The sequence below is a fragment of the Cupriavidus sp. Agwp_2 genome (assembly GCF_040784895.1).
Lineage (GTDB): Bacteria > Pseudomonadota > Gammaproteobacteria > Burkholderiales > Burkholderiaceae > Cupriavidus.
Window position 1 is genome coordinate 2,660,558 of record NZ_CP088083.1, and the last position, 12,702, is coordinate 2,673,259.

The 12,702-nt window shown below is 65.9% G+C and carries 10 protein-coding genes and 1 tRNA gene; 4 read left to right on the top strand and 7 right to left on the bottom strand.

The window, feature by feature from the left end:
- Positions 1 to 133 precede the first annotated feature (133 nt).
- Entirely contained in the window at positions 134 to 832 is a 699-nt protein-coding gene (locus LPA45_RS12505; RefSeq protein ID WP_317924167.1) for a pirin family protein, read from the bottom strand.
- 161 nt (positions 833 to 993) lie between these two features.
- Here LPA45_RS12505 and LPA45_RS12510 point away from each other — a divergent pair, with 161 nt between their 5' ends.
- Together LPA45_RS12510 and gluQRS are read left to right on the top strand one after the other, a co-directional pair.
- Positions 994 to 1,914, top strand: coding sequence for a LysR family transcriptional regulator (locus LPA45_RS12510; protein WP_317924166.1), 921 nt, complete (start codon positions 994 to 996; stop codon positions 1,912 to 1,914).
- 10 nt (positions 1,915 to 1,924) lie between these two features.
- Positions 1,925 to 2,830: a tRNA glutamyl-Q(34) synthetase GluQRS gene (gene gluQRS, locus LPA45_RS12515; RefSeq protein WP_317924165.1), complete on the top strand. Its 906-nt coding sequence runs from the start codon at positions 1,925 to 1,927 to the stop codon at positions 2,828 to 2,830.
- A 52-nt stretch (positions 2,831 to 2,882) separates the two neighbouring features.
- On the opposite strand, the gene LPA45_RS12520 is transcribed toward gluQRS, so the two are convergent.
- Positions 2,883 to 4,382: a DEAD/DEAH box helicase gene (locus LPA45_RS12520; protein ID WP_199414626.1), complete on the bottom strand. Its 1,500-nt coding sequence runs from the start codon at positions 4,380 to 4,382 to the stop codon at positions 2,883 to 2,885.
- A 284-nt stretch (positions 4,383 to 4,666) separates the two neighbouring features.
- On the opposite strand from LPA45_RS12520, the gene LPA45_RS12525 reads away from it, so the two are divergent.
- Positions 4,667 to 4,864: a hypothetical protein gene (locus LPA45_RS12525; protein WP_147316222.1), complete on the top strand. Its 198-nt coding sequence runs from the start codon at positions 4,667 to 4,669 to the stop codon at positions 4,862 to 4,864.
- A gap of 143 nt (positions 4,865 to 5,007) precedes the next feature.
- Here the strand turns inward: LPA45_RS12525 and LPA45_RS12530 are convergent, their stop codons facing one another.
- From LPA45_RS12530 to rpoD, 4 genes are all read right to left on the bottom strand, one after another.
- A complete protein-coding gene (locus tag LPA45_RS12530) occupies positions 5,008 to 6,660 on the bottom strand; it encodes an acyl CoA:acetate/3-ketoacid CoA transferase (RefSeq protein ID WP_317924163.1) in 1,653 nt (550 codons plus the stop codon).
- A gap of 625 nt (positions 6,661 to 7,285) precedes the next feature.
- Positions 7,286 to 7,639 (bottom strand): DUF1428 domain-containing protein, encoded by a 354-nt coding sequence (locus LPA45_RS12535; protein ID WP_116320873.1) that lies wholly within the window; start codon positions 7,637 to 7,639, stop codon positions 7,286 to 7,288.
- 217 nt (positions 7,640 to 7,856) lie between these two features.
- Positions 7,857 to 7,935, bottom strand: a tRNA-Ile gene (locus LPA45_RS12540).
- A 10-nt stretch (positions 7,936 to 7,945) separates the two neighbouring features.
- Positions 7,946 to 10,219: an RNA polymerase sigma factor RpoD gene (gene rpoD, locus LPA45_RS12545; protein ID WP_317924161.1), complete on the bottom strand. Its 2,274-nt coding sequence runs from the start codon at positions 10,217 to 10,219 to the stop codon at positions 7,946 to 7,948.
- A gap of 19 nt (positions 10,220 to 10,238) precedes the next feature.
- Between rpoD and LPA45_RS12550 the strand changes: the two genes are divergently transcribed.
- The gene (locus LPA45_RS12550; RefSeq protein ID WP_063241761.1) at positions 10,239 to 10,595 is read left to right on the top strand and encodes a hypothetical protein; all 357 of its coding nucleotides are present in this window, start codon (positions 10,239 to 10,241) and stop codon (positions 10,593 to 10,595) included.
- A 92-nt stretch (positions 10,596 to 10,687) separates the two neighbouring features.
- Here the strand turns inward: LPA45_RS12550 and dnaG are convergent, their stop codons facing one another.
- Positions 10,688 to 12,508, bottom strand: coding sequence for a DNA primase (gene dnaG, locus LPA45_RS12555; RefSeq protein ID WP_317924159.1), 1,821 nt, complete (start codon positions 12,506 to 12,508; stop codon positions 10,688 to 10,690).
- Positions 12,509 to 12,702 lie beyond the last annotated feature (194 nt).

A 12,702-nucleotide genomic window follows, 5' to 3' on the forward strand; every position in this document is an offset into this window, starting at 1 on the left:
ATGTGCCGGTGCAGGCGCAATGCATAGCGAGAAGATAGCACAGCGGTACCTGACCCTACCCGTTGCGACACAAAAAGCAAAAGCCCGCCGGTGGGCGGGCAAGATTTTCCGGATCAAATTGGCGTGGTGTTGGTCAGGGCAGGTCGAACACCAGCACCTCGGCGTCATCGCCACCAGACAGCGCGACCTCGCCGACCGACTCCAGCCTGGCCGCATCGCCCGCTTCCAGCGCCTTGCCGTTGACGAGCACACGGCCACGCGCTACATGGACATAGGCGCGGCGTCCCGGCGCGAGGGCCAGCGTGGCCGCCTCTTCGCCGTCGAACAGCCCGGCGTACAGACGCACGTCCTGGTGCACCACTACCGAACCGTCGGCGCCGTCCTGGCTGGCCACCAGGCGCAGCTTGCCCCGCTTGTCAGCCGGCTCGAAGTGCTTTTCCTCGTAGCCCGGCTCGATGCCGTTCTGCGCCGGCATGATCCAGATCTGCAGGAAATGCGTGGTGTCGTGCGCTGCGTGGTTGTACTCCGAGTGCCGCACACCCGTGCCGGCGCTCATGCGCTGCACGTCGCCGGGGCGGATCACGCTGCCGTTACCCATGCTGTCCTTGTGCGCCAACTCGCCTTCGAGCACGTAGCTGATGATCTCCATGTCGCGGTGGCCATGCGTGCCGAAGCCCATGCCCGGCGCGACGCGGTCCTCGTTGATCACGCGCAGCGGCCCGAACTGCACATGCTGCGGATCGTAGTAGTCGGCAAACGAGAAGGAATGATAGGACTTCAGCCAGCCGTGATCCGCATAACCGCGCTCTGCAGACTTTCTGATTTCAATCATTTTGATGGCCCTCCTTGGCCTGTTTCCGTGTCGCCACCGGCACCGGAACTGCTTGCAACCGTTTGGCGGCATGTGTTTCGTTGTTGATGCTAGGAAGTTTAGGCCGTGGAGCGTATATTTACGGGGACCGCCTTAGAAGCACTCATTCAGAATTTCTGAATATGCCACTCTCACTCGAATCCCTTGAAGTCCTGGACGCCATCGAACGCAAGGGCAGCTTCGCCGCCGCCGCCCACGAGATGGGCAAGGTGCCTTCCGCGCTGACCTACGTGGTGCGCAAGCTGGAAGAAGACCTTGACGTGCTGCTGTTCGACCGGCGCCGCCACCGCGCCGAACTGACCCCGGCCGGGCGCGCGCTGCTAGACGAAGGCCGCCACCTGCTGCACGCCGCCGACGACCTGGCACGCCGCGTCAAGCGGCTGGCCACCGGCTGGGAAGCCACGCTGACCATCGTGGTCGACGACCTGATCAATTTCCGCGCGCTGATGCCGGTGATCCATGACTTCTATGCCGAGAACACCGCCACGCGGCTGCGCTTTGCCAAGGAAGTGCTGGGCGGTGCCTGGGACGCGCTGGTCAGCAACCGCGCCGACCTGGTAATCGGTGGCGCCTACGATGCGCCGAGCACGCAAGGCTTCCAGATCCGGCCGCTGGGCACCGTGCCGTTCGTGTTCGCGGTGGCGGCGCACCACCCGCTGGCGACCGAGGAAGGCCCGCTCACCACCATTCAGATCGCCAGGCACCGCATCGTCGCGGTGGGCGATACCTCGCGCAACCTGCCCGCGCGCACCCACGGCGTGCTGGCCGGCCAGGACGTGCTGGTGGTGCCGACCATGCGCGACAAGATGGAAGCGCAGATCCGGGGCCTCGGCTGCGGCTGGCTGCCGGCGCCGATGGCGCAGCCGCATATCGAAAGCGGCGTGCTGCAGGTACGCGAGACCGTCGAGGTGCGCGCCCCGGGCAACTTCAAGGTGGCCTGGCGCACCAGCAACCGGGGCAAGGCGCTGCAGTGGTGGGCCGGCAAGCTGGAAGACCCGCGACTGGCGCAGGCGCTGCTGCAGCAACCCGATTTCGCCGGCTGAGGGCCTCCGCATGGCAGTGACGGCTGCAATGTTTGCCTCGGCGGCCGGCTACCGCGGCCGCTTTGCCCCCTCGCCGACCGGCCCGCTGCATATGGGCTCGCTGGTCACCGCGCTGGCCAGCTGGCTGGATGCGCGCGCGCACGGCGGCCAGTGGCTGGTGCGCATCGAGGACATCGACATGCCGCGCTGCGTGCGCGGCGCCGACGAAGACATCCTGCAGACGCTGGAGCGCCTGGGCATGGCGCCGGACGAGCCGCCGGTGTGGCAGAGCCGGCGCGAGGTGCATTACGCCGAAGCGCTGCGCCAGCTCGACGCCGCCGGGCAGCTCTACCCCTGCGGCTGCTCGCGCAAGGAAATCGCCGATTCGCTTGTGCACGTGCGGGAGCGGCACCAGACGCTAGGCTACCCCGGCACTTGCCGCCACGGCCTGAACGGCAAGCTGCCGCGCGCCTGGCGCGTGCGCGTGCCGGATGGGCCGGCCGCCACGATCTGCTTCCACGACCGCTGGCAGGGCCGTCAGTGCCAGGACCTGGAAACCGAGCTGGGCGACTTCGTGCTGCGCCGTGCCGACGGGCTATGGGCCTACCAGCTGGCGGTGGTGGTGGATGACGGGCTGCAGGGCATCACGCATATCGTGCGCGGGGCCGACCTGCTCGACTCCACGCCGCGCCAGATCCACCTGCAGCAACTGCTGGGCCTGCCCACGCCGAGCTACCTGCATGTGCCGGTGGTGGTCAACGAGAACGGGGAAAAGCTGAGCAAGCAGAGCGGCGCACAGGCGATCGACACCGGCGCGCCGCTGGAGGCGCTGCGCCAGGCCGGCATACACCTGGGACTGGCGAACAACGAAGGGAATGTACAGGACTGGCTGGCGCACGCCACGGAGGACTGGCGCCAGCGAATGTCAGCAGCCTGAGCCTGAGCCTGAGCCGCAGGCCGCATCAGGCCCGCTCAGGCGGGCCGCCGGATCAGGACTTGCGCGGCACGCCGCCCAGCAGCGCCGCCACCGGACGCTTGGGAGCCTGGCGGCCACGGCTCAGCGCGGCGGCGATTTCCTCCGACGGCTTCACCTGCGAGCTGCTGGCGCTGGGCTCGTACGGACGCGAGAAGAACGGATCGTCGGAAGGACGGAACACCTGGCGGCTGCCGCTGTGCTCGTGGCGGCGCGGGCGCTCCTCTCCTTCGCCGTTGCCGCGCGCGCGGCGCAGGTCGCCGCGCTGGCGGCGGCGCTCGGCTTCGTCCTGGCGCGACTTCTCGCCGGTCGGGTCAAAGCCTTCCAGCTTGCCGCGCGGGATGCTGCGCTTGATCAGCTTTTCGATATCGGACAGCAGGCGCTCGTCATTGCCAGGCACGTAGATCGACAGTGCATCGCCGCTGGCACCCGCGCGGCCGGTACGGCCGATACGGTGCACGTAGTCCTCGGCGCTGTACGGCACGTCGAAGTTGATCACGCACGGCATGTCGGGGATATCGAGCCCGCGCGCCGCCACGTCGGTGGCGACCAGCGCGTCGATGGTGCCGCTCTTGAAGCCGTCCAGCGTCTGCATGCGCTCGGTCTGGGTCTTGTCGCCGTGGATCGCGGAGGCATTGATGCCCTCGCGCTCCAGGTGCCGTGCCAGGCGCGAGCAGCCGATCTTGCTGTTGACGAAGACGATGCACTGGCGGGACAGGCCCTGGTCGGCACGCTGCTTGAGCAGGTGCACCACCGCCGCCTGCTTGTGGCCATCTTCGACCTGGTACACCATCTGGCGCACGTTCTCGTTGGTCGAGTTGCTGCGCGCCACCTCGATCGTGACCGGCTGCTTCAGGTAGCTGGCGGCCAGCCGCTTGATTTCCGCCGAGAACGTTGCCGAGAACAACAGCGTCTGGCGCTGCGCCGGCAGCAGGTTGATGATGCGCTGCAGGTCTGGCAGGAAGCCCATGTCGAGCATGCGGTCGGCTTCGTCCAGCACCAGCATCTGCACTTGCGACAGGTTCACCGACTTCTGCTGCACGTGGTCGAGCAGGCGGCCGGGCGTGGCCACCAGGATCTCGACACCGCGGCGCAACGCGTCGGTCTGCGGGTTCATGTCGACACCGCCGAACACCACCGTGCTGCGCAGGTCGGTGTGCTGGGCGTAGCGGGCAACGTTGTCGTAGACCTGGTCGGCCAGTTCACGCGTGGGCGTCAGCATCAGCGCGCGCACCGGGTGGCGTGCCGGCGAGGCGCTGGCGTTGGCCAGCGGCAGCAGGCGCTGGATGATCGGCAGCGCGAAGCCGGCGGTCTTGCCGGTGCCGGTTTGCGCGGCGCCCATCACGTCCTTGCCGAGCAGCACGACGGGAATGGCCTGCGCCTGGATCGGCGTGGGCGTGGTATAGCCCTGGTCGGACAAGGCACGCAGGATGCGCGCGTCCAGGCCAAAGCTTTCGAAGGTTTGCACCGCGGTCTGCCCTGCGGTGGTGGGTTCTGGTGCGGTCGTAGTGGTCATGGGTATCGGTGTCTGGCGGGAGGCGAACCCGGCACAAACGGATACGCGTCTGGAACTCATCTCGCCCTGGTTCTCGGCTGGCACCGGAGGGGCGCCGGCGCGGCCATGCCGCTTAAAGAGAGCTTGCAGCTTTTGGCCAAGAGAATCAAAGACTTAGATTTTAGCATTTCTGCCAGCACAGTGACCAGCTTGGCGCGGGCGTGCGAGCGCCGCGACAGTGCGCGGCCTGGCCGGGCGGTTTTCAAGAAACTGTCACATCGGCGATGGATGATGCCGGCGGCGCCATGGACAAGGCCAGCCCCGACCGGCCACGCGGACGCCACCCTCCGACCACCGAGACCATTATGGACTTCGAGCAATTCCGCCAGACCTGCCAGCAGTTCCTGCGCACTTCAAGCCAGTTTCTGGGCCTGGCTGCCGCCCTGCCCGTGCCGGCACTGCCGATTGGCCAGCCGGCCCAGCCTGTGCAGCAGCCGGCCTGATTGAGCTTTCCAGCGAACGGCCGCGCAGCGGCACCAGGTGATTCAATCGACGCGCATGCCGTGATCCTGGATCACCTTCCCCGTTTCCTGTAGTCCGCGCTCATGCGGAATTACAGGCAACTACAAGCGCATTACAGGCGCAACTACAGGCGCATGGTGTCGGCCAGGAACAGCCGCGCATCCATCTGGCGCAGGTCCGGCGCCACTGCCACCGGCGTGGCGCACTGGTCAAGCACGTCGCGTTGCAGGTCAACGCCGGGCGCGATTTCGACCAGCGTGAGGCGCGGCTCGCCATCATCGCCCGCGCGCATCTCGAACACCGCGCGCTCGGTGATGTACAGCACCGCGATGCCCAGCGATGCCACGTACGGGCCGTTGAAGCTCAGGTGCGAGACCGCCGGCACGATCTTCTTGACGCGGCCTTCGCGCACGATCTGCAGCTGGCCATCGCCGGCGCGGACTTCCAGCCCGCCCGCCGTAAGCGTGCCCATGAAGACCACGGCACGCGCGCTCTGCGTGATGTTGATAAAGCCGCCCACGCCCGCGATCAGAGCGCCCTCGCCTTCACCGAACTTGCTGACATTGACGTTGCCGTGGCCATCGAGCTCGGCCAGCCCGAGGATGGCCAGGTCGATGCCGCCGCCCTCGTAGAAGTCGAACTGCGCCGGCTGGTCGACCACCGCTTCCGGATAGGCCGAGGCGCCGAAGCTGAGCCCGTCGGCCGGCGTGCCGCCGATCGGGCCTGCCTCCACCGTGAGCGTAAAGCCACCCAGCCCGGCCTCGTGCGCCAGCGCGCCGACCGCCGCCGGCATGCCGACGCCGAGGTTGACCACGCGCGGCGCGCGCCGGGCCAGCTCCATCGCCGCACGGCGCTGGACGATGGTGCGCGCGTCGAGCGCCCCGCCGACGGCCGGCACCAAAGCCGCTTCCGCCGCTTCCGCCGCTTCCACGGCGGCAGCAGCGGCCTCGCCCTGCCACGGCGTGACGTAGGCCGGATTGAAGGCCTCGGCAAACGTCATCTGGTGGTTGGCGGGGTTGTCGCAGACCACCACGTAATCCACCAGGATGCCGGGCACGTGGATGGCGTGCAGGTTCTCGTGATGATCGACCAGGCTTTCCACCTGCGCGATCACGATGCCGCCCGAGTTGTGCGCGGCCTGCGCCATCGCCAGCAACTCGTGGTGGAAGGCTTCCCGGTGCGTGCTCAGGTTGCCGCGCGCATCGGCCGCGGTGCAGCGGATCAGCGCGCAGTGGATCGGGAAGCTGGGATAGAACAGGTATTCGTCGCCGCGGAAGTCGACCGCCTCGACCCAGCACGCCTTGCCCTCGGCCAGCGCCTGGCGCGCGCGCTCGTTGACCGCGCCGCCGTGGTAGCGCGGGTCCTGGCCGGTGCGCGGATCGACAAACGTGTGCAGTCCGATCTTGGTCATCACACCGGGCTTGCCGCCGGCGATGGCGCGATACAGGTGCGTCAGCACGCCCTGCGGCAGGTTGTAGCCCTGGAATTGCTCCGCCATTGCCAGCGTCGCCAGCCGCGTGGCCGAGCGCCAGTGGCCGCCGACGATGCTGGCGGTCATGCCGGCATTGCCGAAGTGGTTCACGCCGCGCGCGCCGCGGTCGCCCTGCCCGGCCGAATACACCAGCGTCAGGTCGCGCGGCAGGCCGCTTTGCAGGAAGCGCTGCTCCAGCGCCTCGGTCACGGCCTCGGCATGGCCGGCGCCGACAAACCCCGCGCTGGCCAAGGTCCAGCCATCCCGCACCAGGGCGGCTGCTTCGCGTGCGGTGATCACCTTCATCGCTGTCTCCGGTTCTTGTCTCGCCTCCTCATCGGGGGCGGCTTGTGCCTGCATTGAATCGCGAACGCCAGCCGCTTCGCAATGGAAAAAGCCCCGCGTGCCGGGGAGGGCAGCGGGGCTTAAGTGGTAGCGGGGCAACCTTCCGATTACCCACGCAGTGATCTTGGCTGATCGCGCCGCGGCCCACATCACCCAAATGCGGGTTTTTGAGCGGTCGGCAACCTAGCGCCGGCGGCGGCGCGCCTGACGCTGCCTGTAAAGCCTGTCAATCATCACTCGCGCCTTCCGGCCCTGGAATCGGGGTTTTCTCCGAGCGGGTTTCCGCCAGCTTCCCGTCCCGCCGCGCATGCGGTCTACTGGTATCACATTGACAGGGCACAGCCAACGCGGCGTAACGCCGCAGTCGATGGAGCACCAAGACGATTCCAATAACCGGGAGACAGACCATGGTGACGAAAAAAGAAGACGCATTCGTACTGAAGAACCTTCTTGCCCTCGCAGCAGTGGAAACCGTTGGCGGCGCGATCGCCCTCAGCATGGTCTTCCACCTAATCTGATCTGAATTTGCCCGGCACCGCGCCGCCACGCCGGCGCGGTGTTTGCTGGCCCTGCGTCAATCGGCGGCCTAGGCGTCGACAATCACCTCGAAGCCGCCGTAGATCATCCGCTGGCCATCGAACGGCATCGGGTCCATCCCTTCCTTCAGGCGCGGGTCTTCCATTGCTGCCTTCATGCCGGTGTCGCGTTTTTCGCGCGACGGCCACAAGATCCAGGAAAACACCACCGCTTCGTCATCCTTGCGCTTGACCGCCATGGTGAAGGACGTAACCTTTCCTTCCGGCACGTCATCGCCCCAGCATTCCACCACCTTCAGCGCGCCGTGCTCCTTGAACACCGCAGCGGCTTTCTGCGCCACCTGGCGATAGGTTTCGCGATTGGCCTGCGGCACGGCCAGCAAGAATCCGTCGATATAAGGCATGGATCTGACTCCTCGTCGGGTTGAACGGTTGCGAACGGCAGCGAACAAGTCGCCTCCGAATACCTTAGTCCATCGTTAGGCGGGCCGAGGTTCCCCCAGGGATCGCGCCGTTCACCTCGACGAGCGGTGCGCTGCCGCCGGAAACGCACGCGGCAAAGCAAACGCGACAACGCAAAAGGGGTTACGGCATTCACCGTAACCCCTTTTTTGACAGCATTGGTGGGCCTCCCGTGAGTCGAACACGGCACCAACGGATTATGAGTCCGCTGCTCTAACCAGGCATGAGCTAGAGGCCCTTGGAAGCGTTTAGTTGCCTTCCAGGAAACTCTTCAGCTTGTCGGAGCGGCTCGGGTGGCGCAGCTTGCGCAGTGCCTTGGCCTCGATCTGGCGGATCCGTTCACGCGTGACGTCGAACTGCTTGCCGACCTCTTCCAGCGTGTGGTCGGTGCTCATTTCGATGCCGAAGCGCATGCGCAGCACCTTGGCTTCACGCGGCGTCAGCGAGTCCAGCACGTCCTTGACGACGTCGCGCATGGAGCCGTGCAGCGCCGCTTCGGCCGGGGCCAGCGTGTTGGTGTCCTCGATGAAGTCGCCCAGATGGGAATCGTCGTCGTCACCGATCGGCGTTTCCATGGAGATCGGTTCCTTGGCGATCTTCATGATCTTGCGGATCTTGTCTTCCGGCATCTCCATCTTCTCGGCCAGCGTTGCCGGGTCCGGTTCGTTGCCGGTTTCCTGCAGGATCTGGCGCGAGATGCGGTTCATCTTGTTGATCGTCTCGATCATGTGCACCGGAATACGGATGGTGCGTGCCTGGTCGGCGATCGAGCGCGTGATGGCCTGGCGGATCCACCACGTGGCGTACGTCGAGAACTTGTAGCCGCGGCGGTATTCGAACTTGTCCACCGCCTTCATCAGGCCGATGTTGCCTTCCTGGATCAGGTCGAGGAACTGCAGGCCGCGGTTGGTGTACTTCTTGGCGATCGAAATCACCAGGCGCAGGTTGGCCTCGGTCATCTCGCGCTTGGCTTCGCGGGCACGACGCTCGCCTTCGGCCATCTTGCGGTTGACGCCCTTCAGTTCCTTCAGCGGCAGCACCACGCGCGACTGCAGGTCGATCAGCTTCTGCTGCAGCTCATGCACGGCCGGCACGTTGCGCTCGACGATGCCGCTGTAGGCCTTGCCGTCGGCCACCACGGTGCTGATCCAGTCAAGGTTGGTCTCGTTGCCCGGGAAGCGGGCGACGAATTCAGAGCGCGGCATGCCGCACTTGTCGACCACGATATTCAGGATCGAGCGCTCGAGCTTGCGCACTTCATCCACCTGGCCGCGCAGCGTGTCGCACAGGCGCTCGACGTTGCGGGCGGTGAAGCGGATGCTCATCAGCTCGGCCTGGATGGCTTCCTGTGCCTTGACGTAAGGCTTGGACTTGTAGCCCTCCTTCTCGAAGGCACGGCGCATCTTGTCGAACTGCTCGGCGATCACGCGGAATTTTTCCAGCGCGTTCTGCTTCAGCTCTTCCAGCTGGCGCGCGGAAGCGCCGGCGCCGGCATCGCCTTCGTCGTCTTCTTCCTCGTCGGCTTCCTCGTCGTCGTCGGACTCGATGTCCTCGTCGTCGGACGCTGCAGCCGGGGCCGAGGGCGCTTCCGGTGCTTCGTCGGCGTTCGGATCGATCAGGCCATCGACGAACTCGTCGATCTTGATCTCGTCGTTGGCCACGCGCTCGGCATGGGCCAGGATCTCGGAGATGGTGACCGGGCACGCCGAGATCGCCATCACCATGTCCTTCAGGCCGGCTTCGATGCGCTTGGCAATCTCGATCTCGCCTTCGCGGGTCAGCAGCTCGACCGTGCCCATTTCACGCATGTACATGCGCACCGGGTCGGTGGTGCGGCCGAACTCGGAGTCCACCGTGGACAGGGCCGCCTCGGCCTCTTCCTCGGCTTCTTCCTCGCTGGTGGCCGAGGGCGCGTTGTCGTTGAGCAGCAGCGTCTCGGCATCCGGCGCCTGTTCGTAGACAGCGATGCCGATGTCGTTCAGCGTGGCGACCAGCGTGTCGATCGTTTCCGAATCGACCATGTCGTCCGGCAGGTGATCGTTGATTTCCGCATAGGTCAGGTAGCCGCGCGACTTGCCGAGCTTGATCAGCGCCTTGAGCTTCTGGCGACGCAGCTCGAGCTCCTCTTCGGTCCCCTGCTGGGTCGAGGCGAACTCCTTGAGCAGTGCCTTTTCCTTGGCCTTGCGGTCCTTGGCCTTCTGCTTTTCGGTCTTCGGCGCGGCAGCGGGCGTCGCGGCGCGCACGTCGTTCTCGTAAAACTCTTCAGTCACGTCGTCTGTTGTGCTGTCGTCGTGCTGCATCTCGGCCTTGGGCTTGCGGCCGCGCTTTTTCGGCTCCGGCTTGATTGCCGGGGCAGCGGGACGCTCGGATGCAACGGATGCAGTGGTCGCGGTGCGTGCCTTGGTTGCCGTCGCGGTGCTGTCCGCCTTGGCGGCTCCGCTCTTGGCGCCGGCTGCTGCCGCTCGCTTGCTCTCGACTTCGGTATTCTGCTGTTTCGCCACGGTGATACTCTTGCCTTTCACTGGTGCAGACACGGCAACCTTGCCGCTCGTACTGGCGCCCTCGCGTGCCGAAGTCGAGGCCTGTGTTTCTTTGGATGTGCGAGTCCTGGCAGGAGTCGTCACGGCGGGCGCTTGCGCGCTACGCACTGACTTGGATGGCGCAGACCGGGCTGGTGTCCTGACTGGCGCGGTCGATGTCTTCGCCGCCGTCGTTTTTGCAGACGCCTTGCCGCTCCCTGATTGGGGAGCCTTCGTTGTAACCTTTTCGGTTGCTTTGGCCTTTGCCATTGGCACGCTCACTTTCACCAGAACTGGGAAGAAAGATTTCGCAATCCAAACCGGCTATTGTAGCACGCCACGGATAGCCGGCTTCCTGTCAGGTGAGGTTTTCACCTGAAAAATCAAGGCTTAAGCTCGGCGATGCCGGCCTAGACCTTCATCCAACGCCTGATACTGCCTCCCGGTTGATAGCCGTTGCGCCGCGACGCCTCAGCCAAGTTGACGCCGGCGGTGGATCTCCCCCACCAGCCAGCGCATGCGTTGCTTGGCCGCCTCATCCGCGGTCCCTGCCACCACTTCGGCCTGCAGCATGTCGAGTTCACGCCGCAACGGTTCGGCCAGCAGCTTGGTGATGGCGGCATCGAACTCGTGTGTGGCAGGCTCCTCTTCGATCTCTTCCTTCAGCACGGCGGTGCGCGCTCCCGCATATACCTCGGCATAGGGCGACTGGGCCAGCTGCTCGCTGAATGCCGCGAAATTCACCTCGCCCTGCAGGCCGTCGCACGCCGACACCAGGTGCGAAAGCACTTCGCTCTCCCCGCCCATGCCGCCCTCGCCATCCAGCAGCAAGGCACGCGCGTCGTCGTCGAGCCGCGCCGACAGCGCCGGGTAGCACATCAGCAGCTGGATCACGCGCTGCTCCAGGCCCGTCGGTGCCTGCCGCCGCGCGCGCGGGCGCGGCTTCTCGAAACGGCCCACACGGGCCGGGTCGCTGCGCAGGCCGCAGATGGCTTCAATCTCGGCAGGTGTCGTACCCGTGGCATCGGCAAGTTCGCGCACGATCTGTAGCCGCAGGCCGCCGGCGGGCATCGCCTGCAGCAGCGGCTTGGCCTCGTACTGGGCGCGCGCGCGGCCCTCGGGCTGGCGCAGGTCCAGTTCCTCGGTCACCGATTGCAGCAGGAAGCGCGACAGCGGCATGGCGTTGCGCACCTGGGTGCCAAAGGCCTCGGTCCCCTCTTCGCGCACATAGCTGTCGGGGTCGTGCTCGGCCGGCAGGAACAGGAAGCGAATGGTCTTGTTGTCGGCCACGTGGGGCAGGCAGGCTTCGAGTGCCCGCCGCGCCGCGCGGCGGCCGGCGGCATCGCCATCGAACGAGAACACCACCGCGTCGGTCTGGCGCAGCAATTTCTGCACGTGCACGGGCGTGCACGCCGTGCCAAGGGTAGCGACGGCATTGGCAAAACCGAGCTGGGCCAGTGCCACGACATCCATATACCCTTCGACCACTAATACGTAGCCGGTTTCCCGGATCGCATGGCGCGCCTCGAACAGGCCGTACAGTTCGGTGCCCTTGCTGAACAACGGAGTTTCGGGCGAGTTCAGGTACTTTGGCTCGCCCTGCCCCATCACGCGGCCGCCGAAGCCGATCACGGCCCCCTTGGTGTTGCGGATGGGGAACATGATGCGGTCGCGGAAGCGGTCGTAGCGCCGCGGCTTGCCGTCGGGGTCACGCTTGTCGCTTTCGATCAGCAGGCCGGCCTCGACCAGCGGCGCGGCGATATTGTCGTCGCGATAGCTGCCGAACACCGTTTCCAGCCCTTGCCAGTCATCGGGCGCATAGCCCAGGCCGAACTGCGCGGCGATCTCGCCGGTCAGCCCACGCCCCTTCAGGTACTGGATCGCCTGCGGCGCGGTGCGCAGCTGGCGGCGGTAGAAGTCGGTCGCGCGGCTCATGGCGTCGGACAGCGCCACCGAGCGGGCCTGCTGTTCGGCGCGCTGGCCCGGCGGCAGGCGATCGCGCTCTTCCGGAACGGTCATGCCGACCGACTGGGCCAGTTCGCGCACCGCCTCCGGGTAGGACTGGCCGGAGTACTCCATCAGGAAACCGATGGCCGAGCCATGCGCGCCGCATCCGAAGCAGTGGTAGAACTGCTTGGTCGGCGAGACCGTGAAAGACGGCGATTTCTCGTTATGGAAGGGGCACAGCCCCATGAAATTCGCGCCGCCCTTCTTCAACTGCACGTACTTGCCCACCACATCGACAATGTCGACACGGTTGAGCAGGTCCTGAATAAAGGATTGCGGAATCACCCGACTGACCGTCCTGAGGCTTGGCCGTCCCGCGACGGGAGGCAATTTCTAGGAATGCGTGACCGGTGCGACGCCCGGTTGCTATCGGAATATTGTAGTGCAGCGCGCTCAGGCCGCCCCGGAATGTTATCAATTCCGTGCATTTACGCCGAATCCCGGCGATCCGGCATGCATCACAACTATATCTGATTAAA